The following is a 24,159-nucleotide window of genomic DNA, read 5'->3' as shown; positions in this document are numbered from 1 at the left end:
CATGGAGAGCACCGCAGTGCTGAGCGACGCGCCGCCGACGCGGATCGGCATGATCACGCCCTCGTCGAACACCTGCCTGGAGCCGATGACGTACCGGATCCTGGAGGGGCGCGAGGACGTGACGGTCCACTCGACCCGGATCCCGGTGACGCGCATCGCGCTGGACGCCGGCTCCGACCAGCAGTTCGACGCGGCGGGGATGCGTGCCGCGGCGGAGCTCCTGGCCACCGCGGACGTGGACGTGATCGCGTGGAACGGCACCTCGGGCTCCTGGCTCGGGGTGGACCACGACCGCGCCATCGCGGCGGAGATCACCCGCGCCACCGGCATCCCGGCCACCACCTCGACGCTCGCCTACCTCGAGGCGTTCGAGCGCTTCGGCATCGCCGACATCGGCCTGCTGACGCCCTACACCAGCGATGTCAACGAGCAGGTCGCCGCACGGTACGCGGAGCACGGCATCGCCGTGACCGGGCACCGGGCGCTCGGCCTGAGCGACAACGAGTCGTTCGGGCGGGTCGTGCCCGAGAGCCTGGTGGCGCCGTCCCTCGACCTGGCCGAAGCCGGCCCCGCCGCGCTGGTATACCTCTGCACGAACCTGTACGGCGCGCCCATCGCGGCGGAGGTCGAGGACCGCAGCGGCGTGCCCGTGCTGGACTCCGTCGCGGTCACCCTCTGGCACTGCCTGGTGCTCGCCGGGGCGCCGCTTCTCGATGCGAAGTGGGGGCGGCTCCTGGCCTGACCTTACCCGAACTTGAGTCTCCTCATATCAACTTTGTTGACAGCATCCGCCACCCGGGCGTAGTCTTGAGTCATCGCGGCTCAGGTTTCACGGAGTCGCCCCGTGACCAGCCGCAGAAGACTTGGCTTCAACAAGAAGGAGAATCACATGGCACGTGCTGTCGGTATCGACCTCGGTACGACGAACTCCGTCGTCAGCGTCCTCGAGGGCGGCGAGCCGAAGGTCATCGCCAACGCCGAGGGATTTCGCACCACCCCCTCGGTCGTCGCTTTCACGAAGGACGGCGAGGTGCTCGTCGGTGAGACCGCGAAGCGTCAGGCCGTCACCAACGTCGACCGCACCATCTCGTCGGTCAAGCGCCACATGGGCACCGACTGGAAGTTCGACGTCGACGGCAAGAAGTGGACCCCGCAGGAGATCTCCGCGCGCATCCTGCAGAAGCTGAAGCGCGACGCGGAGTCCTACCTCGGTGACACCGTGACGGATGCCGTCATCACCGTCCCGGCGTACTTCAACGACGCCGAGCGTCAGGCCACCAAGGAGGCCGGCGAGATCGCCGGCCTGAACGTGCTCCGCATCATCAACGAGCCGACCGCCGCCGCCCTCGCCTACGGCCTCGACAAGGGCAAGGAGGACGAGCTCATCCTGGTCTTCGACCTCGGTGGTGGAACCTTCGACGTCTCCCTGCTCGAGGTGGGCAAGGACGACGACTTCTCCACCATCCAGGTGCGCGCCACCGCCGGTGACAACCGCCTCGGCGGCGATGACTGGGACCAGCGCGTCGTGGACTACCTGATCAAGCAGTTCAAGGAGACCACCGGCGTCGACGTCTCTGGCGACAAGATCGCCCTGCAGCGACTCAAGGAGGCCGCGGAGCAGGCGAAGAAGGAGCTCAGCTCCTCGACCAGCACGAGCGTCAACCTGCCCTACCTGTCGCTCACCGAGAGCGGCCCCGTCTCGCTGTCCGAGACCATCACCCGCGCGAAGTTCGAGGACCTCACCAAGGACCTCCTCGACCGCACCAAGAAGCCGTTCGAGGACGTCATCCGCGAGGCCGGCATCAAGGTGTCCGACATCGCCCACGTGGTGCTGGTCGGCGGCTCGACCCGTATGCCCGCCGTCGCCGAGCTCGTCAAGCGCGAGACCGGCAAGGAGGCGAACAAGGGCGTGAACCCGGACGAGGTCGTCGCCGTCGGCGCCGCCCTGCAGGCCGGTGTGCTGAAGGGTGAGCGCAAGGACGTGCTGCTCATCGACGTCACCCCCCTGAGCCTCGGCATCGAGACCAAGGGTGGCATGATGACCAAGCTCATCGAGCGCAACACGGCCATCCCGACCAAGCGCAGCGAGACCTTCACCACCGCTGACGACAACCAGCCGTCCGTGGCCATCCAGGTCTTCCAGGGTGAGCGTGAGTTCACCCGCGACAACAAGCCGCTGGGCACCTTCGAGCTCACCGGCATCGCCCCCGCTCCGCGCGGCATCCCGCAGATCGAGGTCACCTTCGACATCGACGCCAACGGCATCGTGCACGTGTCCGCCAAGGACAAGGGCACCGGCAAGGAGCAGTCGATGACGATCACCGGCGGCTCGTCGCTGTCCAAGGAAGACATCGACCGCATGGTGCGCGAGGCCGAGGAGCACGCAGCGGAGGACAAGAAGCGCCGCGAGGCCGCCGAGACCCGTAACCAGGCCGAGACTCTCGCCTACTCGATCGAGAAGCTGATCAAGGACAACGAGGACAAGCTGCCCGAGGACGTCAAGTCCGAGGTGCAGGGCGACGTCGACGCCCTCAAGACCGCCCTGGCCGGCGAGGACGACGAGGCGGTGAAGTCCGCCTTCGACAAGCTGTCGCAGTCGCAGACCAAACTCGGCGAGGCGATCTACGCTCAGGGTCAGGCGGACGCTGCGACAGGCGCAGGGACCGAGTCCGGCGCTGACGGCGAGACTCCGGCCGGTGACGCCACGTCTGACGACGAGGACGTCATCGACGCCGAGGTCGTGGACGAGGACGAAGAGAAGAAGTAATCATGACGGACAAGAACTTCGACGACAACAACGACGAGGTTCAGCCTGAGGGTGCGGGGTCGGATGCTGCGGCATCCGGCCCCGAGCCGCAGGTGAACCCCGACTCGACCGAGGCCGCCGCGGCGGAGGGATCGGACGACGACCTCACGGTCGAGGACATCCTGAACGCCGCCCCCGCCGACGGCGGGCCGGTCGAGGACGCCACCACCCCCGACAGCAACCCGGATGCCGGCATCGCCGACGCCGAGAACGCGCTGCTCAACGACCTCAAGCGGCTGCAGGCGGAGTACGCCAACTACCGTCGGCGTACCGAGGAGCAGCGCCACATCGAGATCGCGCGTGCCAAGGGCGAGGCCGCCAAGGGCCTCATCCCGGTGCTGGACGACCTCGACCGGGCGCAGCAGCACGGCGACCTCGCGGAGGGCTCCGCGTTCGCCGCGATCGCCGAGAAGGTGCGCACGGTCGTCGAACGGCTCGGCGTGGTCGCCTACGGCGAGAAGGGCGAGGAGTTCGACCCTCAGCATCACGAGGCGATCTTCCAGCAGCCCACCCCGGGCGCCACCACGTCGACCATCCTCGAGGTGGTCGAGGTCGGCTACCGGCTCGGAGATGTCGAACTGCGTCCTGCGAAGGTCGTCGTCGCCGTCCCTGCGGAGTAGGTGATCGATGGCTAGCCAGGACTGGTTCGACAAGGACTTCTACAAGACGCTGGGCGTCTCGAAGGACGTCTCCGACGCCGAGCTGAAGAAGACGTACCGCAAGCTCGCCCGCAAGTACCACCCGGATGCCAACCCGGGCGACACCGCGGCCGAGACGAAGTTCAAGGAGATCAGTGAGGCGTACAGCGTCCTGAGCGACCCCGAGCAGCGTCGCGAGTACGACGAGATCCGTGCCATGGGGTCGGGTGCCCGCTTCACCGCACCCGGCTCCGGCGGCGCGGGCGGGTTCGAGGACGTGTTCAGCCGGTTCGGTCAGGGACGCGGGCAGACCGCCGACTTCGATGACATCTTCTCGATGTTCACCCAGGGCGGCAGCACGTTCGGCTCCGGTCGGTTCGGCCAGACGTCGGGCGGCTACCGCGGCTTCGGCGGTCCGCAGCGCGGCGCCGACGTCACGGCACGCACGACCATCGACTTCGTCACGGCGGCGCAGGGCGAGACGATCACGCTCCAGTCCGAGGACGGCAAGCCGTTCAAGGTGAAGATCCCCGCCGGCGTCGCCGACGGGCAGAAGATCCGCCTCCGCGGCCGCGGCCGGCCGTCGCCCGACGGCGGCGAACCCGGCGACATCGTCGTGCAAGTCAAGGTCCGCAAGCACCCGGTGTTCTCCCGTGAGGGGCTCAACCTGCGCGTGACGGTGCCCGTCACGTTCACCGAGGCCGCGCTGGGCGCCACCATCGAGGTCCCCACCCTCGGCGGCGACGTCGTCAAGCTGCGCGTCGCCGCGGGCACCCCGTCCGGGCGGGTGCTGCGGGTCAAGGGCAGGGGCATCACGAGCGCCAAGGGCACCGGCGACCTGCTCGCCGAACTGCAGGTGGTCGTCCCGTCGCACCTCGACGGCGCCGCCCGTGAGTCGCTCGAGCGGTTCCATGAGCTCGAACCCAAGGAGAACCCGCGCGCCGATCTGATGGCCAAGGCGCGAGGCTGAGCGGAGCGAGGTGGCGAGGATGACCCCGGACGACGAGGATGCACCGCTCTTCGCGATCGCCGTCGCGGCGGAGCTGGCCGGCATGCACCCGCAGACGCTGCGCCAGTACGACCGCATCGGCCTGGTCGTGCCGGGCCGCACCCGCGGCGGTTCGCGCCGCTACTCGCTGCGCAACGTGCAGCAGCTGCGCGAGGTCGCCCGGATGTCCGGCGAGGGGATGAGCCTGCCCGCCATCGCCAAGCTCCTCGATCTGGAGGACGAGGTGCGGATGCTGCGCCGCCGCGTCACCGAGCTGGAGAGCGCGCTGCGCGCCGAGCGGGAGAACCGCCCCGGCGTGCGCGTGTTCGCCGCCGGGGCGTCCGGCCAGGTCATCACACTGCCGTCCGGGCGTCGCATCCGCCGCTCCACCGAGCTCATGCTGTGGCGGCCGCGGATCGTGCCGACGGCTCAGGACAGCGATGCCGGCCGCCCCGACGCCGCACCCCGCGCCGACGAGGATCGGCCGGACCCCGGCCGCCGCTGAGCGCCGGCGTCAGCCGGTGGCCGCGCCCGCGGCATCCGCTCCCGACCCGGCGATCTCGTCGGACTTTTCCCACGGCGCCCTGATCGGGAACAGTCGCTCCAGCGCGTGCCGCACGGCCCGCATCCGCAGCTGCTCGGGGACCTCGGTCTCCCACCCATCGTTGAGGCAGAACATGTCCAGATCGGTGCGCTCGGTCAGCCGGTGGATGCGCTCCAGTGCGCCCGTGATGGTCGTCTGCACGTAGCGGACCCGCGCCTCGGTGGTGGGTACGGCCCGTCCGGTGAACATCGCGTAGTAGTGGTACAGGCTGTTCGTCACCGAGATGTCCGACACCGACCGGAACCGCGCCGCGGCGGTGCGGGCGAACTCCTCCGGGAACGCCTCCTCCATCTCGAACAGGATGCTGCGCCGCAGCGGCGCCGCGCAGTGCTCGAGGTCGCGCACGATGGTGCGACCGAAGCGCTCCCGTAGCAGCGCGCGATTCACGCGCAGCCCGTTGTCGTGGCCGCTGCGCTCCGTCAGCGGGTCGCCGACACCGATGCGCACCTCGCTCTCCACGAACTTGGTCGTGCCGGCCGGGGTGAAGAACAGCTCCGGCTCGACCATCCGCCCGAAGAACATGTCGTCGTTCGAGTACAGGAAGTGCTCCGAGAGCCCGGGGATGCGGTGCAGCTGCGCCTCCACCGCGTGCGAGTTGTGCGTGGGCAGCACCGACGGGTCGGCGAAGAACTCCTCGCTGCGCACGATCCTGACCTTCGGGTGGTCGGCCAGCCAGCGCGGCGCCGGTGAGTCGGTGGCGATGAAGATCCGCCGGATCCACGGTGCGTACATGTGCACGCTGCGCAGCGCGTAGCGGAGCTCGTCGACGTGCCGGTAGCGCGCCGGCCCGTCATCGCCCTCACCCACCACATGCGCGGCGAGCTGCGCGGCCCGCTGCCGTTGAAAGTCGGTGGAGGATCCGTCCACCCACGAGAACACGATGTCCACGTCCTCACGGAACTCGTCCGGGTGCGCGTCGAACATCCCGTCCAGCGTGCGCCACGATCGCCCGTACCGCTGCACGGTCGCGTACCGCAGGTCGGCGGCGGGGATGACGTCGCGGGTCAGCGCGTTGTCGGCCGGGGCTTCGACGAACTGGTCCCCGAACCTCCAGAACTCGATGCGGGCGGCCAGGCTCGTCCCGTATCGCAGGGTGCGTTGCGGGGTGATGCGGGGTCGGTACACCCGCAGAGCGGACGGAGCGGATGCCGGCGGCGCGGCGTCCTCCACGGGCACCGGCGGGAGTCCTTTCGCCTTGACGTAGAACGGATCGGCGGGAAGGTGCTCACGCAGCGCGTCCACCACCGCACGCCGGTGCTCCGCGTCGACGACCAGTGCGGGCGTGGACCGGTCGCGCCGGATCAGCAGCACCGGGATACCCGCTGCGTCCAGAGCGTCGGCGGTGACGCGCAGGTCGTCGATCCGCGCCTGCCACGGGGTGACGTCGTCGTGGACGAGATGCAGCAGCCCTCCGTCGAGCAGCACGTCCGGCCGCGTGAGCAGGTCGGTGCTGCGGTGGCGGGGGCTGGGCAGCGCCGAGAGTGTCGTCATCATCGTCCTCCTTCACGTGTCGGGCGAGACACGGTCGGAGGGTCGCTGAGAGGTGTCGATCGGCGTCGCCGAATCGACGGTGACCGTGCTCAGAATGCGGGCGCTCGGCTGCGGAAACGCCGAGAAGCGCGTGAATCGATCTTATCGAACGGCCATCAGAAGGCAGGGGGCTTGCACAACTGCCCTCACTTGGGCAAGGGCCTCGTCGTCTCTCACACCCCGACCCGAGGATGAGGGCACGGCCGGACAGGGGGGTGTGCAGTGGCGGGGACCAAGAGGACCATGGAGAGGACTCGTGCTCCAGGGCGCGACCGCTACGACCGGCGCGAGGCGATCGCCGGCTACCTGTTCATCTCCCCATGGATCATCGGGTTCCTCGTCTTCACCGCCGGCGCGATGGTCTACAGCCTGTACATCTCGTTCGGCGACTACAACCTCGCCACCAACACGGCCCGGCCGACCGGCGTCGACAACTACGCGCGGCTCTTCGAGGATCCGCGAGTGGCGGTCTCGCTCGGCAACACACTGTTCTACGCGGTGCTCGCGGTGCCGTTGGAGATCGTGTTCGCACTCGTGCTGGCGATGCTGCTCAACCGGGTCGGCCGAGGTGCCGGCTTCTTCCGCACGGTGTACTACCTGCCGAAGATGACGCCGCCGGTCGCCACGGCGGCGATGTTCTTCCTGCTGTTGAACGGCAACAACGGTGCCGTCAATCAGTTCCTGCGCCTGTTCGGCATCGAGGGGCCGCAGTGGCTCGTCGACCCCGCCTGGGTCAAGCCGAGCATCGTGATCATGACCCTCTGGACGGTCGCCGGCACCATGGTGATCTTCCTCGCTGCGCTGAAGAACGTGCCGGCCGAGCTGTACGAGGTGGCCGCGCTCGACGGTGCGGGGCCTGTGCGGCGCTTCTTCGCGATCACGCTGCCGATGATCTCGGGCGCGATGTTCTTCAACGTCATCGTGCTGTCGATCGCGGCGTTCCAGGTGTTCGACCAGGCGTTCATCCTGTTCTGGCGGGATCAGAGCAACTCGTCGCCGGAGGCGTCGCTGTTCTACGCGATCTACCTGTTCCAGCAGGCGTTCCGCCAGTTCGACTTCGGCTTCGCCGCGGCCATGGCCTGGCTGCTGTTCGTGATCATCATGATCGTCACGGTCATTCAGGTGAAGTTCGGCAACCGCTTCGTGTACTACGAGGGGGAGCGCTGATGGCCTCCTCGCTGCGGATGGTTCCGCGCACGGGCGAACCCGACCAGGGCCCCGAAACGGTCACCGCCACCACGCTGCCCGGGCGCTCGAAGTGGCGGCGCCGCATCTCCCAGCCGAAGAGCCTGCTCTCACGCGTCCTGCTGACCGGGGTGCTCATCGGCTTCACGCTGGTCTTCCTCTACCCCCTGGTCTGGTTGATCGCCGCGAGCCTCAAGCCGCGCGGCGAGGTCTTCGACAACGCGCTGATCCCGAAGACCGTCATGCCCGAGAACTACGTCGAGGTGTGGAACCAGCTGCCGCTGATGAGCTGGATGTGGAACAGCATCGCCATCGCGCTGCTCGCCGCGACCGCCGTGTCGATCTCGAGTTCGATCGTCGCCTTCGGCTTCGCGTACTTCCGCTTCCCGGGCCGGAAGCTGCTGTTCGGGCTGGTGCTGGCCACGATGATGCTGCCGGGCGCGGTCACCATGATCCCGATCTACCTGATCTGGAAACAGACCGGGTTCCTCGGCACCTGGGTGCCGCTGTGGGGGATGAACCTGTTCGGCTCCGCGTTCTACATCTTCCTGCAACGGCAGTTCTTCCTCGGGCTGCCGCGGGAGCTGTTCGAGGCCGCTCGACTGGACGGCGCGGGCTACTGGGGGCTGTTCTGGCGCATCGCCATGCCCCTGTCGATCCCGTCATTCATCATCGTGTTCCTGTTCGAGTTCCAGGCCAGCTGGAACAACCTTCAGGCCGCGCTGATCTACCTGAACGCCGGTTCGGTGGACGAGTTCACCGCACCGCTGGGCATCGCGTACGCGATGACCAAATACAGCCCGACCGCGGGCGGACACGGCGACTATCAGTACGTCATGGTCGCGTCCCTCGTCGTCACGCTCCCGATGCTCATCCTCTTCGCCTTCGGGCAGAGGTACTTCATCGAGGGTGTCGCGACGCAGGGTCGCAAGGGATGAGTGGGAACGAAAGGGGAATGACATGCGCACGCGCATTCTGGGGATCGCCGCGCTGACGGCATCCGTCGTGGTGCTGGCAGGCTGTGGCGGAGGAGGTGCCGAGGAGCAGGCCGAGGGGGCCGACTTCGGTGCCGACCCGACCGGCACGCTCAAGGCGTGGGGCTTCGAGAACGCCGACGACGTCGGCCAGTCCCGGCTCGACTACGCCGCCGAGCAGCTGGACGGCGTGGAGATCGACCTCGACGCCACTGCGTTCGACGCGCAGAAGTTCACCACCCGCCTCGCCAGCGGCGACGTGCCCGACGTGGTGCAGATGGATCGGCGATACGTCACCACGTACGCGGCGCAGGATCTCATCCTGCCGCTGGACGAGTGCTTCGCCGCGCACGACGTGGAGCCGCGCGAGCACTGGTACCCGTTCGTGGTGGACGACGTCGCCTACGAGGACGCCATCTGGGCGGTGCCGCAGTTCTACCAGCCGCCGGCGATCCTGCTGAACAAGAAGGTGATGAACGAGGCCGGCGTCACCGCCGACCAGATCGACACCTCGAAGCCCGGCGTGCTGCTCGAGGCGATCGGCAAGATGTACCAGGAGTCGGGCGGCGTGCCCACGCGGTTGGGATTCGACCCGGTTGCCACCGGGCAGGGCGGACTGTGGATTCTCGGCATGGGCGGGCAGCTGAACGACGACAAGGGCGCGCCCACGCTGGACGACGAGAGCAACATCGCCGGCATCGAGATGCTGAAGAAGATCACCGACGCGCAGGGCGGCTTCGCCGCGGTGAAGAGCTTCACCGACTCGTTCGACACCTTCGGCGAGAACAACCAGTTCGTCGCCGGGCAGGTCGGGGCGCAGGTGAACGCGCAGTGGTACCCGAACGTGCTGTCGCCGTACATGGACCAGCTCGACCTCGAGGCCGTGCCGTTCCGCAACGCAGACGGTGAACCGTTCTCGGTGGCGTCGGGCACGGCGTTCGTCATCCCGGTGGGGGCGAAGAACCCCGCGGCCGCGTGCGCCTGGATGGTGCACCTGACATCGGACGACGCGTGGATGGCGGCCGGGGAGGCCCGCGCCGAGACGCGGAAGGCCGACGGCGGCGTCAACACCGGCCTGTTCACCGGTTCGCCGGAGTCCGACAAGGCGATCCGCGACGAGTGGGTCGTCGAGAGCGGCAACGCCGGGTTCGACCAGGTGATCTCGACGTACTACGAGGTGGTCGAGTACGGGCAATCGTTCGGTTCCTCGCCGGCCGGGCAGGAGATCCAGAACGAGCTGAACAACGCGATCACCGCCGCGCTGCTGGGCGACAAGACGCCGGAAGAGGCGCTCTCCGACGCTCAGGATGCCGCGATGCGGGCGTACGAGAAGGCGACGAAGTAGCACCTCGGCACGCGCCCTGTACTCTGTCAACAGTCGACAGAGGGAGGGCGCGTGTCGGAGGACGTGAAGCGCGGAGAGTCGCTCGGCGCGCAGGTGACCAGGGTGCTGCGCCGGCGGATCGTGCACGGGGAACTCTCACCGGGCGAACGCATCACCGAGGAGGGTCTCGCCGAGGAGTTCGCGGTCAGCCGCGGACCGATCCGTGACGCGATCACGCAGCTCAACTTCGAGAAGCTCGTCGAGGTGCACCGCCCGCGCGGCATCTACGTCGTGGGGCTCAGCAAGGATGACGTCGACCAGCTGTACAGCCTGCGCGGGGCGCTCGAGCAGCTCGCCCTGAGCCGCGCGATCCGCGAGAAGGATCCGGCGCGCTGGGAGGCGATCACCCGTGCGGTCGAGACGATGGCGGAGGCGGCGGATGCCGGTGACCACCCCGCCTTCGTCACCGCCGACCTCGAGTTCCACACCCAGATCTACGCGCTCGCCGACCACCCCCGTCTGGAGGGGGTGTGGCGGCAGTACCTCCCCACGTTCTCGGCCCTGCTCGAGGTGACCATCAACCACGACGAGGACCTGCACGAATCCGCCTCCGATCACGCTCTGCTGCTCGACGTGATGCGCAGCGGCTCGCCGGCGAAGGCGGCGAAGGTGCTCACCGCGCACCTCGACGGCGCGCGCGACCGGATGCTGAGCGAACTGGAGCACCGGCCGCGCTGAGCCGGGCGCCATCGTCCGGCCATCTGTGTGGCCTCAGTGTTGACTGTTAACAGTCGACACTGCTACGCTCGGGCGCGTCGACAACCCGGTCGGCCCACGCACCGAGGAGCAACGATGCCCCGCATCCGCAAGACCCGAGCCGCCGCAGCGCTGGCGGCCGTCGCCGCAACCGTCGTCGTCCTGGCCGGCTGCACCAAGGTGGAGGAGGGGGAGGCCGCGTCGAGCTACCCCGAGAAGGACATCCGCCTCATCATCCAGGCCAACCCCGGCGGTGGTTCCGACCTGTCCTCGCGGGCACTCGCGACCGAGCTGGAGAAGATCCTCGACGTCAGCGTCATCCCCGAGAACATGCCCGGCGCCGCCGGTGCCCTCGCGATGGAGTACGTCGGCTCGCAGAAGCCGGACGGATACGTCATCGGCTTCGCACCCGTCGAGATCGCCATGCTCAACACCACGCAGGATGCGAACGTCCTGCCCGAGAACTACGACCTGCTGGGCCAGATCATGCTCGCCCCGGGTGTCATCACCGTCGGGGCGAACAGCGGCATCGAATCGCTCGAGGACCTCATCGCCAAGGCCGAGACAGGCGCGGTCACGGTCGCCAACTCCGGTGCCGGCTCGATCTGGGAGGCGGCGACGCTCGGCCTCGGTGAAGCCACGGGCGCGCAGTTCACCCCCGTGCCGTACGACGGCGGCGCCACGGCCGTCTCGGCCGCGGCATCCGGCGAGACCGTCGCCGCGGTCTCGGGACTGGGCGAGGCGCTCGCACAGGGCGAGGCGGTGCGCATCCTCGCCGTCATGCACGACGAGCGCCACCCGGACGCCGAGGACGTCCCGACCGTCGAGGAGGCCGTCGGCGAGAAGGTCGAGTTCGGCGGCTGGGGCGGCATCTACGCGCCCCAGGGCCTGCCGGAGGACGTGCACGACACGCTCGAGTCCGCGATCAAGGAGGCCGTCGAGTCGGAGGGGTACCAGAAGTTCCAGGAGGACGCCGGGAACCTGATCGTCTACCGAGACTCCGAGGAGTGGACCGAGTACGTCGACGAGCAGTTCACGCTGTTCCAGGACCTGCTGGGCTGATGGCCGACGCCGTCCACGACGAGTACCAGGGGGCGGCGGCATCCCGCCCCCTGGAGATCGCGTTCGCGGCCATTGCCCTGGCGGTCGCCGCGGGCTACCTCGTGCTGGCCACGCAGATCCCGCTGCGCCGTGAGGCCGCGGCCGGGCAGATCGACGCCCGGTTCTGGCCGATGGTGCTGGGGGTCTCGGCAGTGACGGTCGCCGTGCTGCTGCTCGTGATCGCCGTCACGCGCCCGGCGCCGGAGCGCGAGGATGTCGAGCGCATCCAGCCCGGAGGCCTCGCGCGGGTGGCCGCCACTCTCGCGACCACCGTGGCGTTCATCGCGCTGTGGTCGCTCGGCGCGGTGATCCTGGTCGGCTACCGGATCGAGATCTTCCCGATCGCGGCCGGGCTGCTGATGGCAGCCCTGATGCTCGTCTACGGGCACCGCCGCTGGCCGAGCCTGATCGTCTATTCGGTGGTGGTCACCGCGTTCGTCTACGTCGTGTTCGGCATGCTCCTGAGGATCCCGCTGTGAACCCGTTCGTCGAGGGCATTCAGTCCCTGCTCGACCTGTCGATCCTGCTGTACATGGGCGTCGGGCTCGTGCTCGGCTTCATGGTGGGCGCGTTCCCCGGCATCACCGCGACCATGGCGGTGGCGCTCGCCGCCGGCTTCACCATGACGCTGGAGCCGGTACAGGGCCTGGCCGTGCTGCTCACGATCTACGTCGCGGCGAACTTCGGCGACCGGGTGCCGTCCATCTTGATCAACACGCCGGGCACTCCGGCATCCATCGCCACCACCCTCGACGGCTATCCGATGGCCAAGCAGGGCAGGGCGGGCCTCGCGCTCACCATCTCGGCGATCGTGTCGGCCGTCGGCATCCTCGCCTCCCTCGTGCTGTTCTCGGTGGCGGCGGTGCCGATCGCCAGCTTCGCCCGCGACTACTTCAAGTCGCCCGAGCTGTTCGCGCTGGTCGTCTTCGGCATCGCGATCATGATCGGCATCTCGTCGAAGTCGATGTTGAAGGGCATCCTGGCCGGTCTGTTCGGACTCATGCTCGGCACGGTCGGGACCTACCAGGCGACCGCCGACCAGCGCTTCACGTTCGGCTTCCTCGAACTGGTCGAGGGTGTCAACTTCATCGCCGTGATCATCGGGCTGTTCGGCATCGCCGAACTGTTCGATCAGCTGCTCACGCACCGCGCGTCGCGGACCCGCCCCATCTCCAGCCTGGGGCGTTGGTGGCCGAACGGGTCGGAACTGCGTCAGGGCGGCAGGGCCACCGCCGTCGGCGGCGCCGTCGGCCTCGGCGTCGGCCTCATCCCCGCCGCCGGGGGCGACATCGCCGGCCTGATCGGCTGGGAGCGGGCGCGCAAGGTGTCGAAGCACCCCGAGCTGTTCGGAAAGGGCTCGATCGAGGGAGTGGCCGCCGCCGACACCGCATCCAGCGCCACTCTCGGCGGGTCGCTGACCACGACGATGGCGCTCGGCATCCCCGGTGACTCGGTGATGGCGGTGATGATCGGGTCGATGATCATCTGGGGCATCACGCCCGGGCCGACGCTGTTCTCGAACCGGCCGGAGCTCGTCGTCTCGATCGCCGGCATCATGCTCATCGCGACGCTGCTGTCGCTGGCGCTCAGCCTGGTGCGGATGAAGGGCATGGTGAAACTGCTCGACGTGCCGCAGCCATACCTGTGGAGCGGCATCCTCATCTTCTGCATCATCGGCACCTACGCCACCTCGAACAGCCTGTCGACCGTGATCACGATGCTCGTGTTCGGCGTGATCGGCGTGCTGCTGAAGCGGATGCAGGTGCCGGCCGGCCCCGTGGTGCTGGGCCTGCTGCTCGGGCCGCTGGCCGAGGAGAACCTGGCGCGGACCCTCGCGATCCTGCCGACGCGGCCGTTCTTCGAGGTGGTCAGCCCGATCGCCATCGCGTTGATCCTGCTGGCGGTGCTGTCCATCGTGATGCCGGCCGTCCGCGCCGCGCGGAAGCCGCGGGCGCAGCGGGCCTCGCTCGAGGACTCGGTGCTCGACACCGCCAGCATCGCGCAGCTCGCCGCCGCTCGCGACGAGCTCGCCGCTCAACCGGATCTGCTGACCTCGACCGTCCGCAACCCCGACGACACCATGCCGCGCCGCCGGCGCCGCGCCAAGAAGGAGAACGAGAAGTGACCCGCTACGACATCCTCACCGCGATCCCCACCGCGTTCCACCGCGACGGATCGCTCGATCCGGAGGGGTCGCGCGCGATCTTCCGCTACGTCGGTCAGTCCGGCAACGAGGGGGCGTTCGTGCTGGGCACGACCGGAGAGTTTCCCGCGGTCGACGTCGACGAGTTCACCGCGCTCGTGTCTGCGGCCATGGAGGAGCTTGCCGACCGGATGCGCGTCATCGTGCACGTCGGCCGTCCCAGCGCGTTCGAAGCGGTGCGGCTGGTCGGCGTCGCTCGCGCCCTCGGGGTGCGCGAGTTCGCCGCGCTCACCCCGTACTACCTCCGCTCGACCGACGATGCGGTGTTCGACTACTTCCGTCAGGTGTCGGATGCCGTCGGCGACGGGCGCCTGTACGTGTACGTCTACCCGGCGCGCAGCGGCAACCCCGTCTCACCCGAGCTGCTCGCGCGCCTCGCCGAGCTGCCGAACGTGGTGGGCGCCAAGGTCAGCGAGCTCAGCCTGGACGACCTCGCCGCCTACCGCGCGGTGGTGCCCGAGGACTTCGACCTGTACACCGGCGCCGACCGTGACCTGGTCGCCGCCGTCCGGGTGGGTGCCCAGGGCGTGGTGTCGGGGGTCTCGGCGGTGACGCCGAAGCCGTTCCGCGCGCTCGCGGACGCGGCTCGCTCGGGCGACGCCACCGCCGTCGCCGCGGCTCAGGATGCCGTCGACGAGGTCGTCGCGCTGATCGGCGGCGACATGGCGCGCATGAAGGAGGGCTACCGGGTGCTCGGCGTCACCGACGCGCACTGCCGGATGGCGATCGCCGAGCCGGACGACGCCGGACGCGAGGAGGTCGCGCGCGTGGTGCGCGCGCACGCCTGAGGCGCGTGTGGGACACGACCAGACGCCGGTAATGTCAGAAGTCTCGCCCGCCATCACGCAAAGGACCGCCATGGCCACGATCTACGACGTCGCACGCGCCGCCGGCGTGTCTCCGGCGACCGTGTCGCGCGTGTTCAACGGGACGAGTGTGTCGGCGGAGAAGGTGGACGCCGTGCGGGCCGCGGCCCGGGAGTTGCGGTTCGTGCCCAACCGCACGGCTCGCACCCTGCGGCGGCGCAGCTCCGAGGTGATCGGGCTGATCATCCCCGACATCGAGAACCCGTACTTCACCGAACTGGCGCGCGGCGTCGAAGACGTGGCGTCCGAAGCGGGCTACTCGGTGGTGCTGTGCAACTCCGACGCCGAGCCGGCCAAGGAGGCGACGTATCTGGGCATCGCGGTCGCGGAGCACATGTCAGGCGTGATCCTCGCGCCCGCCTCGGATCGCTCGGACCTCGACGCCATCCAGTCGGCCGGCCGCCCCGTCGTCGCCGTCGACCGGCACGCCGATCGCGAGATCGACAGCGTGGTGATGGCGAATCGGGATGCCGGATACGCGGCGGCCTCGCACCTGCTGCGTTCCCACCGCCGCGTGGCGTACATCGGTGGGCCCGAACACATCGAGACCGCCGCCGAGCGAGCCGAGGGATGGCGCCAGGCGCATCGCGATGCGGGTGTCGAACCGCCCGGGGAGCTGCTGTTGTTCTCCTCCTTCCGGGTCGACGGCGGGCGCGAGGCGATGGAGCGGCTGCTCGCCCTGCCCGATCCGCCGGATGCCGTCGTCGCGGGCAACAACCTGATCGGCGTGGGCGCGATCCAGGTGCTCAGCGAACACGCGCTCACACCGCCGAGGCTCGCCGTCGCCGTCATCGGTGGTCTGCCGTTCACCACCCTCTCGCCCTCGGCGGTCACCGTCGTGCGCCTGCCCGCCCGCGAGATGGGGATGACGGCCGCGCGGATGCTGCTCGAGCGGGTGCGCGGCGGAGACGCACCGCCCCGCAACATCGTGCTCGGCGGCGAGCTGCACCCCGCTTCCGCCGGCGACTGATCCGCGGTCCGCCGACTCGTGCGGCATTGCGTGATGAAATCGATTTCGCGTATCGTGGACGAGGTCACACACCGGTCAGGGAGGACGAGATGCGCTGCACACTCGGCGTCGACATCGGCACATCCAGCAGCAAGGGCGTGCTCGTCGCCGAAGATGGCACGATCCTTGCGAGCGCCACTCGCAGCCACGAGGTCGATCGACCGCACACCGGCTGGGTGGAGATGGACGGTCGCGTCTGGTGGGACGAGTTCGTTCAGATCGCTCGGGAGTTGCTCGGCCCTTCGACAGGCTCAGGGACCCATGAGCGCATCCAGGTCACCGCCGTCGGCGTCAGCGGCATGGGCCCGTGCATCCTGCTGACCGACGAACGTGACGAGCCGGTGCGCCCGGCGATCCTGTACGGGGTCGACACTCGCGCCACCGCCCAGATCGCCCGCCTCACCGGCGAGCTCGGAGACGACGAGATCACCCGTGTGGGCGGCTCGACACTCACCTCGCAGGCCGGCGGGCCCAAGATCGCCTGGATCGCCGACGAGGAGCCGAACGCCTGGGCCCGTGCGCGCCGGCTGTTCATGCCCGCCTCGTGGCTCGCGCGGAAGCTCACCGGCGCCTATGTTCTCGACCATCAGTCCGCCAGCCAGGTCTCCCCGCTGTACGACATCGAGGGGGAGCAGTGGCACGACCCGTGGTGGCAGCGGTACGCCGGCACGCTCGAGCAGCCCCCGCTGGCCTGGGCGGGCGACATCGCCGGCACCGTCACTGCCGGGGCCGCGGAGGTCACTGGCATCCCCGTCGGCACCCCGGTCATCGCCGGCACCATCGACGCATGGACCGAGGCGGTCAGCGTCGGCGCGCACGGCATTGGCGACCTCATGCTCATGTACGGCACGACGATGTTCCTCGTCGCCACCGGCGAGGAGACGTTGCGCACGCCGTCGATGTGGACCACCGCCGGCGCGTTCCCGGGCACGCGCAACCTCGCCGGCGGGCTGTCCACCTCCGGTGCGCTGACGGCCTGGCTCAAGGAGCTCACCACGGCCGACTACCCGCAGCTGCTCGCCGAGGCCGAAGCCTCCGGCCCCGGCGCCCGCGGACTCGTGATGCTGCCGTATTTCGCCGGGGAGCGCACCCCCATCCAGGACCCGGACGCACGCGGCGTCATCGCGGGCCTCACCCTCCGGCACGGCCGCGGCGACCTCTACCGCGCAGCCCTCGAGGCCACGGCGCTCGGCGTGCGTCACAACGTCGAGACGATGCGCGCCGCCGGCGCCGACATCCGGCGCATCGTCGCGGTCGGAGGCGGCACGCAGGGGCGGCTGTGGCTGCAGACCGTATCGGATGCCACAGGGCTGGCGCAGCAGGTTCCGCAGACCACCATCGGCGCGAGCTACGGTGCCGCGTTCCTCGCGGCATCCGCCACCGCCCCCGCCGAGGCGCAACCGCGGATCGACGACTGGAACCCGGTGGCCGAGACCATCACCCCCGACCCGGGCGCCCGCGCCGCCTACGATGCGCTGTTCGACCGCTACCTGCGCCTCTACGACGCCACGAAGGACGTCGTGCACGAGCTCGCCGCCGAGCAGCACACCCACTGACCGCCATCCCAGAACCGGAGCACACCATGAGCTACACCCTCCCCTCCCCGGCATCCCGCCCGGCATCCGCGCCGAAGACGGCCTACCTCATCGCTTCGGGCGACCTGCGCGAGTCCGCCAACGTCGCCGGCTGGCCGACGCAGGTCGAGCTCGAGAAGGGCGTGACCGGGGTGCTGAACGACCTCGGCTGGAACGTCGTCCGGGCCAACGACGTCGACCCCGCGACCGGCCACGGGTTCATCTCCAGCCAGCGCATGGGCATCGAGGTGTTCAAGAGCATCCCCGTCGATGCGCCGCTCATCGTCGCCGAGGCGGTCTGGCAGTACTCGCACCACGTCCTCGCGGGGCTGCGCACCCACCAGGGCCCGATCCTCACCGTCGCCAACTTCGCCGGCGAATGGCCCGGCCTCGTCGGGCTCCTCGGCCTGAACGCGGGCCTGACCAAGATGGGCAAGGAGTACGCCACGATCTGGTCGGTCGACTTCACCGACGACTGGTTCCGCGCGGGCCTGAAGGAGTGGACCGAGACCGGCCGTATCACCCACGACGCCTCGCACGTCCGCCCGCTTCCCGAGCTGCCCGACACCCCCGAGACCGAGCTGGGGCGTGCGCTTGCCGCGGAGCTGCTCGCCGACAAGGCCATCATCGGCGTCTTCGACGAGGGCTGCATGGGCATGTACAACGCGATCTTCGACGACGAGCTGCTCAACCGCACCGGCATCTACAAGGAGCGGCTGTCGCAGTCCGCGCTGTACGCGGAGATGCTCAATGTCACAGAGGAGGAGGCCGACGCCGCCTACACGTGGCTCACCGACCGCGGCATGACCTTCAAGTACGGCGAGGACCCGGCGACGGAGCTCACCCGTGAGCAGGTGCAGTGGCAGCTGAAGATGTACATCGCCGCCCTGCGCATCGCCGACGACTTCGGACTGGATGCCGTCGGCATCCAGTATCAGCAGGGGCTGAAGGACCTCGTGCCGGCATCCGATCTCGCCGAGGGGATCCTGAACTCGACCGAGCGCCCGCCGGTGCTGTCCCGCGACGGCTTGCGCGAGCTGTTCGCCGGACGCGCGTTCCCGCACTTCAACGAGGCAGACGAGGGCGTCGCGGTGGACGCGCTGGTGACCGACCGGGTGTGGCGGGCCATGGGCCTCGTACCGGACAACACCCTGCACGACGTGCGCTGGGGCGAGGAGTACGACGGGCAGTTCGTGTGGGTGTACGAGATCTCCGGCTCCGTGCCGGCCTCGCACCTCGGCGGCTGGGACAAGGCCGAGGGCTGGCGGCAGGGACACGTCTTCTTCCCTGCCGGCGGCTCGACCATCAACGGCGTCTCGAAGCCGGGTGAGATCGTCGTCTCGCGCGTGTACATCGCCGACGGCATCCTGCAGGCGGACCTGTTCCGCGGCTCGGTGATCGAGCTGCCGGACGAGGAGACCCAGCGACGCAAGAACGCCACCAACCCGGAGTGGCCGATCGCGCACGTGGTGCTGCACGGCCAGACCCGCGACCAGTTCATGGCACGGCACAAGGCCAACCATGCCCAGGTCGTCTACGCCCCCGACGCCGAGACGGCCGACAAGGCCCTCATCGCCAAGGCGGCGATGTTCGACGGCATGGGCATCAAGGTGCACCTCGCCGGCGACGTACGGATCTGAGCGGCCGCAGCGGCGGACCTCACTCGTCGTCGAGGGGGAGTTCCAGCGTGGCGTCGGCCAGCGCCGCGCCGGCGCCGCCGTAGATGTTCACCACGGCGCCCACACCCTCGCGCGACAGGTGCTCGAGGTGATCCTGATGCTGCGCGACGGCGGAGATCCGCCCGTCGAACCCGGCGGCGCGCAGTTGAGCCAGGGCGAACATGTTCGAGTCGTGGATCGGCATCGCCAGCAGGACAGTCCTGACGAAGCCGCCGGCGACGATGCGCCTCCAGAATTCGTGGTCGGTTGCGTCGCCCTCGACCACGTTGTATCCCTCGCTCTTCAGCCTCAGCACCACGAGGTGGTCGTTGTCGACGCCGAGCGGCTTCAGGCCGCCCGCCTCGGCCAGCCGCGTGTACGCGGCGCGCCCGACCCGCCCCATGCCCAGTACGACGACGTCGGCGTCGCTGGTGTCGATCGGCCGGTCGGCCAGCCGCAGGCGGCTGACGTCCTGCTCGGGCAGGCGGTTGCTGAGGGCGTCCGTGAGGTTGAGGCTGCGTGTGTTGACGAGCGAGGAGACGACCATGCTCAGGGGTACGGCGACCGCCACGATCGTCAGCCAGCGTTGCGAGACCAGCCCGCCCGCGGCGCCGACGGCGGTCACGATGATCGAGAACTCGGAGAAGTTGCTCAGCACCAGGCTCGTGCGGATCGTGGTGCGGTTGCGCAGGCCGAACATCCGCCCGAGCACGACGAATCCGACGAAGGTGATCGGCAGCAGCACCACGCAGAGGCCGACCGCGAGCAGGAGGTCCACCCAGGTCGGAGTCGCGGTCATTCCGATCATCACGAAGAATCCGACCAGGAAGAGCTCTCTGACGCTGAACAGCGCCTTGGAGAGCTCGATCGCGCGGGGATGGGTCGAGAACAGCAGTCCCATCACGAGGGCGCCGAGGTCGCCCTTGACTCCGAGCGCGCTGAACGCGAAGTAGCCGGGTCCGAGGGCCATGACAACCCCGAAGAGCACCAGCAGCTCGCCGTGGCCCAAGTGGTTCAGGACGCGACGCAGCGGCCAGGATGCCGGGATCAGCAGCACCAGCAGCAGCGCCCACGGGCTTGGCGGCTCCGACGCGCTCGCCGTGAGGAAGGCGACGGCGATGATGTCCTGCGTCACCAGGATGGCGATCGCGGTCTGCCCGTAGAACGACCCGTCGTCGGAACGGTCCTCCAGAACCTTCACACACAGCACCGTGGAGGAGAACGACAGGGCGAACCCGAGCACGGCAGCCTCGCGCCAGCCACCCTCGAGCGAGCCCAGCGCGACCGCCGCCAGCAGGCCGACAGTGCCCATGCCGATCAGCGTGAGCAGCACCAGGTGGATCGTGGCGGTGCCGTACGTCTCCGGCCGCAGCAGGGAGCGGAGATCGAACTTGAGGCCGATTGTGAAGAGCAGCAGGACGACGCCGATCTCCGCCAGCTGCGGTAACCCGGCGAACGGCTCCAGCCCGACCCCGCCCAGCAGGAACCCGGCGATCAGGAAGCCCACGAGGGGTGGCACCCGCAGGGTGTGGGCGAGCGTGCCGAGGGCGGCCGCCGTGAGGATCGTCAGAACGATGTCCTGCATGGTCGCTCCCTCGGCCCGGTGTGCGGCGGGCCGCGGCGTCCAGCGGCCGGCTCCCGCTGCTCCTGAGAGTACCGCGCCGCTTGCTGCCGATGACGCGCTGCGCTCAGGCTGGCGGAAGCCGCAGCACGTCCCCCTCGCCCGTGGTCAGGTCGTCGGCGATGCGGATGCTGCGCGCCAGCGCATCCAGCGCCGGCTCGAGCGTTCCGAACCGCTCGCGATCGCTGCACACGGCGGTGAGCGTCACCAGGTGCGTACCGGTGTCCCACGTGTACGTCGCCGTCGGCGGCGACCCCGGGTTCGGGGGCATCGGCATGAGCAGCTTCTCGCCCGCGCCCAGCGGTGTCGGGAAGCTCTCGGTGTCGTCGTACTCCATCGGCATCATGGCCCGCGCCGTGCGCAGCTGCGGTGTCAGTTGCTGCACGGTCGCCATCGCGACCACGAGCTCCGGCTCGGCGCGCCACGTCCAGGCCAACACGCGGCCGTCAGCCTTGCGCATCGCGAGCGGCGCGGCCTGGCTGGCGACCCACGCGCCGAACCGCGACCCCGGCCTGGCCTCGCCGCCCACGGCGGCGCGGGCCTGGCCCATCAGCATCCGGATCGCGGCCTTGCGGTGCCGACGGCCGCGCAGCCCGAACGACTCGGTGACGGGGATCCACAGGGCCGGGTCGGCGGAGGAGATCAGGCGCATGACCTCACGCTACGTGAGCGAGCCCGGCCCCGGCTGGGAGCGGCGGCCCGCCTCCCTCGTTCCCGCAGGCTGCTCGGGTAGAGTTGCCAGCGCCACCCGCGACCACGGCGTGGCGTGACTGTGCCCCAGCGTGGCAACCGAACCCCGAGAGCTACAGATAGGCAGCCCCTCCGTGACATCTTCCGACGACCATCCCGGCGACCAGGCCCCGGCTTCCGACGCCCGTCCTCTGAAGATCCTCATCGGCTGCGACACGTTCGCGCCCGACATCAACGGAGCCGCCCGTTTCGCGGAGCGCCTCGCCGCCGGACTCGTGCAGCGCGGACACGACGTGCACGTCGTCGCGCCGAACACCGCGTACCGCCGCTCGGCGACGCACACCGAGACGATCGAGGGGCAGCCGATGACGCTGCACCGGCTGCCGTCGGTCCGCTGGCTCCCGCACGACTGGCTGCGCTTCGTGTGGCCGTGGCGGTCCAAGCACTACGCCCGCAAGGTGCTCGACGAGGTCAAGCCCGACGTGGTGCACATCCAGTCGCACATCATCATCGGCCGCGGTCTGATGCGGATCGCCCGCGAACGCGGCATCCCGGTCGTCGCCACGAACCACGTCATGGCCGAGAACATCCTCGATCACACCACCATGCCGAAGTTCGTGGACGACATCGTGCTCAAGCTCGCGTGGGCCGACGCCAAGCGCACCTTCGAGATGGCGCGCGCGGTGACCACCCCGACGCGCAAGGCCGCGGACTTCCTCGAGCGCACCATCGACATCCAGGGCGTCGTGCCGATCAGCTGCGGCATCGACCGGTCGCACTACCGTCCGGTGATCGGGCCGCGGGAGAAGCAGCGCGTCATCTTCGTCGGCCGCCTGACCGCCGAGAAGCAGGTGGATGTGCTGCTCCGCGCACTCACGAAGCTCGGTCCCGACGTCGACGCGCACCTCGACATCGTCGGCGGCGGCGACCAGCGCAAGAGCCTGGAGCACCTGGCGCACGAACTCGGACTCGGCGGCAGGGTCACCTTCCACGGCCAGGTCAGCGACGACGAGCTGCGCGAGCTGTACTCCCGCGCCTCGGTCTTCGCGATCGCCTCGATCGCCGAGCTGCAGTCCATCGCCACCATGGAGGCGATGGCCTCGGCGCTGCCGGTGGTCGGCGCCAACGCGGTCGCGCTGCCGCACCTGGTGCACGACGGCGAGAACGGCTACCTGTTCGAGCCCGGCGACGTCGACGACCTCGCCGACAAACTCACCCGGGTACTGACGGCGGTGCCGCAGGAGTACGAGCGGATGCAGAGGGCGTCGCTCGACGGCGTCGCCGTGCACGACATCAACCGCACGCTCGACACATTCGAGGCGCTCTACCGGGGCGAGCCGCTCCCCGACTGAGCCGACGCGGGTCCGCGCGGAGTCAGCGGTACAGGGTGGTGGCTTCCGGTCGCTGCGAAGGGTCGATCCCTGCCACGCGCGACCAGTCGGTCGGCACGGCACGGTAGCCGTCCCGACGCCACTCGACGACGGTGGCCACCGCGGCCCAGAGGACGAGAGCGAGAAGAAGGATGGCGATGAACATGGCAGAAATGCTACGATCAGAGCCAATTGGTCACGAGTGGCTGTCAAGACACCATTCGCAGGAATCCTGCCAATACCAAGCGCCGAGGAGGACGCCATGAAGACGGTCGCCTGCGTCATCGACGACGGATTCGCGCCGTTCGAGTTCGGCCTCGCCTGTGAGGCGTTCGGGCTCGACCGCAGCGACGACGGCGTGCCGAACTTCGACTTCCGGGTGGTGGCGCCGCAGCCCGGCGCGGTGCGCTCCAAGCTGGGCTTCTCGGTGAACGTCGAGCACGATCTGTCGTTCGCGCACACTGCCGACCTGGTGGTCTTCTGCCCGTTGCCGCGACAGAAGTGGGCGCACATCGATCAGCGGCTGATCGAGCTGGCCCGCGCCGCCGTCGCCCGTGGCGCCTGGGTGCTCAGCGTGTGCAGCGGGTCATTCGTCCTCGCCGCCGCCGGCGTGCTCGACGGGCGCCGTGCCACCACGCACTGGATGTACGCGCACACCATGGCATCGATGTACCCGCAGATCGACGTCGACCCCGACGTGCTGTTCGTGCAGGACGGCCGCATCATCACCAGCGCCGGCACCGCCGCAGGCATCGACGCGTGCCTGCACCTGCTGCGCATCGAGCTCGGCGCCGAGCTGACCAACCGCATCGCCCGCCGCATGGTGGTGCCGCCGCAGCGCGACGGCGGGCAGGCGCAGTACATCGACCGCCCGCTGCCCGCGGCGCCCAGCGACTCGCTCGCCGCCGTCGCCGAGTGGGCGGTGGAGAACCTCCGCGACGAGCTCTCCGTCGAAGAGCTCGCGGTGCGCGCCCACATGTCGCCGCGCACCTTCGCGCGCCGGTTCAAGTCCGAGTTCGGCGCGACCCCGGCATCCTGGCTCACCCGCCAGCGGCTCATCCAGGCGCAGCGGATGCTGGAACGCACCGACCTCGGCCTGGAGCGGATCGCCCAGGAGTGCGGCTTCGGTTCGGCCGCCGTGCTGCGGCAGAACTTCGCGCGCGTGCTCGGGACGACCCCGACCGCCTACCGTGCCCGGTTCTCCTGCACCACCGGCATGCATGAGGCGGATGCCGTGGCCGAGCTCACCCCGGCCTGACCGG

At 69.4% G+C, this 24,159-nt stretch carries 22 protein-coding genes; 18 read left to right on the top strand and 4 right to left on the bottom strand.

Going from position 1 to position 24,159, the window contains the following annotated elements; translation table 11 throughout:
• Position 1 precedes the first annotated feature (1 nt).
• The 5 genes from RIF65_RS10555 to RIF65_RS10535 all read left to right on the top strand — a co-directional run bounded on the left by RIF65_RS10555 (position 2) and on the right by RIF65_RS10535 (position 4,937).
• Positions 2-742, top strand: coding sequence for a maleate cis-trans isomerase family protein (locus RIF65_RS10555; RefSeq protein WP_309066881.1), 741 nt, complete (start codon positions 2-4; stop codon positions 740-742).
• A 147-nt stretch (positions 743-889) separates the two neighbouring features.
• Positions 890-2,767, top strand: a complete 1,878-nt coding sequence (gene dnaK, locus RIF65_RS10550; protein ID WP_309066882.1) for a molecular chaperone DnaK — start codon at positions 890-892, stop codon at positions 2,765-2,767.
• Between the two features lie 2 nt (positions 2,768-2,769).
• Positions 2,770-3,426, top strand: coding sequence for a nucleotide exchange factor GrpE (locus RIF65_RS10545; RefSeq protein ID WP_309082630.1), 657 nt, complete (start codon positions 2,770-2,772; stop codon positions 3,424-3,426).
• A gap of 7 nt (positions 3,427-3,433) precedes the next feature.
• A complete protein-coding gene (locus tag RIF65_RS10540) occupies positions 3,434-4,414 on the top strand; it encodes a DnaJ C-terminal domain-containing protein (protein ID WP_309066884.1) in 981 nt (326 codons plus the stop codon).
• Positions 4,415-4,433: 19 nt separating this feature from the next.
• Positions 4,434-4,937, top strand: a complete 504-nt coding sequence (locus RIF65_RS10535; protein ID WP_309066885.1) for a heat shock protein transcriptional repressor HspR — start codon at positions 4,434-4,436, stop codon at positions 4,935-4,937.
• A gap of 9 nt (positions 4,938-4,946) precedes the next feature.
• Here the strand turns inward: RIF65_RS10535 and RIF65_RS10530 are convergent, their stop codons facing one another.
• A complete protein-coding gene (locus tag RIF65_RS10530) occupies positions 4,947-6,527 on the bottom strand; it encodes a stealth conserved region 3 domain-containing protein (protein WP_309066886.1) in 1,581 nt (526 codons plus the stop codon).
• 282 nt (positions 6,528-6,809) lie between these two features.
• Between RIF65_RS10530 and RIF65_RS10525 the strand changes: the two genes are divergently transcribed.
• The 11 genes from RIF65_RS10525 (at position 6,810) to RIF65_RS10475 (ending at position 19,198) form a co-directional block, all read left to right on the top strand.
• Positions 6,810-7,733, top strand: a complete 924-nt coding sequence (locus RIF65_RS10525) for a carbohydrate ABC transporter permease (RefSeq protein ID WP_309066887.1) — start codon at positions 6,810-6,812, stop codon at positions 7,731-7,733.
• A complete protein-coding gene (locus RIF65_RS10520) occupies positions 7,733-8,689 on the top strand; it encodes a carbohydrate ABC transporter permease (RefSeq protein ID WP_309066888.1) in 957 nt (318 codons plus the stop codon). The genes RIF65_RS10525 and RIF65_RS10520 overlap by 1 nt, the downstream gene beginning before the upstream one ends.
• A 22-nt stretch (positions 8,690-8,711) precedes the next feature.
• Positions 8,712-10,070, top strand: a complete 1,359-nt coding sequence (locus RIF65_RS10515) for an extracellular solute-binding protein (protein ID WP_309066889.1) — start codon at positions 8,712-8,714, stop codon at positions 10,068-10,070.
• A 51-nt stretch (positions 10,071-10,121) separates the two neighbouring features.
• Entirely contained in the window at positions 10,122-10,787 is a 666-nt protein-coding gene (locus RIF65_RS10510; protein WP_309066890.1) for a GntR family transcriptional regulator, read from the top strand.
• Positions 10,788-10,901: 114 nt separating this feature from the next.
• On the top strand, positions 10,902-11,867 hold the full coding sequence (locus RIF65_RS10505) for a tripartite tricarboxylate transporter substrate binding protein (protein ID WP_309066891.1): 966 nt from the start codon (positions 10,902-10,904) through the stop codon (positions 11,865-11,867).
• A complete protein-coding gene (locus RIF65_RS10500; protein WP_309066892.1) occupies positions 11,867-12,385 on the top strand; it encodes a tripartite tricarboxylate transporter TctB family protein in 519 nt (172 codons plus the stop codon). Before RIF65_RS10505 ends, RIF65_RS10500 begins: the two co-directional genes overlap by 1 nt.
• Positions 12,382-14,031: a tripartite tricarboxylate transporter permease gene (locus tag RIF65_RS10495; RefSeq protein ID WP_309066893.1), complete on the top strand. Its 1,650-nt coding sequence runs from the start codon at positions 12,382-12,384 to the stop codon at positions 14,029-14,031. The genes RIF65_RS10500 and RIF65_RS10495 overlap by 4 nt, the downstream gene beginning before the upstream one ends.
• Positions 14,028-14,897 (top strand): dihydrodipicolinate synthase family protein, encoded by an 870-nt coding sequence (locus tag RIF65_RS10490; RefSeq protein WP_309066894.1) that lies wholly within the window; start codon positions 14,028-14,030, stop codon positions 14,895-14,897. Before RIF65_RS10495 ends, RIF65_RS10490 begins: the two co-directional genes overlap by 4 nt.
• Positions 14,898-14,967: 70 nt before the next feature.
• On the top strand, positions 14,968-15,945 hold the full coding sequence (locus RIF65_RS10485; protein WP_309066895.1) for a LacI family DNA-binding transcriptional regulator: 978 nt from the start codon (positions 14,968-14,970) through the stop codon (positions 15,943-15,945).
• An 89-nt stretch (positions 15,946-16,034) separates the two neighbouring features.
• Positions 16,035-17,540 (top strand): FGGY-family carbohydrate kinase, encoded by a 1,506-nt coding sequence (locus RIF65_RS10480; protein ID WP_309066896.1) that lies wholly within the window; start codon positions 16,035-16,037, stop codon positions 17,538-17,540.
• A 26-nt stretch (positions 17,541-17,566) separates the two neighbouring features.
• Positions 17,567-19,198 carry a fucose isomerase gene (locus RIF65_RS10475; protein WP_309066897.1) on the top strand — a complete coding sequence of 544 codons (1,632 nt, stop codon included), beginning with the start codon at positions 17,567-17,569 and terminating at the stop codon, positions 19,196-19,198.
• Between the two features lie 19 nt (positions 19,199-19,217).
• On the opposite strand, the gene RIF65_RS10470 is transcribed toward RIF65_RS10475, so the two are convergent.
• Positions 19,218-20,801, bottom strand: coding sequence for a cation:proton antiporter domain-containing protein (locus RIF65_RS10470; protein WP_309066898.1), 1,584 nt, complete (start codon positions 20,799-20,801; stop codon positions 19,218-19,220).
• Between the two features lie 103 nt (positions 20,802-20,904).
• Complete coding sequence (locus tag RIF65_RS10465; RefSeq protein WP_309066899.1) at positions 20,905-21,489, bottom strand: hypothetical protein; 585 nt, start codon at positions 21,487-21,489, stop codon at positions 20,905-20,907.
• 172 nt (positions 21,490-21,661) lie between these two features.
• Here RIF65_RS10465 and RIF65_RS10460 point away from each other — a divergent pair, with 172 nt between their 5' ends.
• A complete protein-coding gene (locus tag RIF65_RS10460) occupies positions 21,662-22,879 on the top strand; it encodes a glycosyltransferase (RefSeq protein WP_309066900.1) in 1,218 nt (405 codons plus the stop codon).
• Positions 22,880-22,901: 22 nt separating this feature from the next.
• On the opposite strand, the gene RIF65_RS10455 is transcribed toward RIF65_RS10460, so the two are convergent.
• Positions 22,902-23,063: a hypothetical protein gene (locus tag RIF65_RS10455; RefSeq protein ID WP_309066901.1), complete on the bottom strand. Its 162-nt coding sequence runs from the start codon at positions 23,061-23,063 to the stop codon at positions 22,902-22,904.
• 96 nt (positions 23,064-23,159) lie between these two features.
• Here RIF65_RS10455 and RIF65_RS10450 point away from each other — a divergent pair, with 96 nt between their 5' ends.
• Positions 23,160-24,155, top strand: a complete 996-nt coding sequence (locus RIF65_RS10450) for a GlxA family transcriptional regulator (RefSeq protein WP_309066902.1) — start codon at positions 23,160-23,162, stop codon at positions 24,153-24,155.
• Positions 24,156-24,159 lie beyond the last annotated feature (4 nt).

This window comes from Microbacterium sp. (genome assembly GCF_031180975.1).
Taxonomy (GTDB): domain Bacteria; phylum Actinomycetota; class Actinomycetes; order Actinomycetales; family Microbacteriaceae; genus Microbacterium.
The sequence above is the reverse complement of the archived record's forward strand: the minus strand, read 5'-3'. Positions and strand labels throughout refer to the sequence as shown.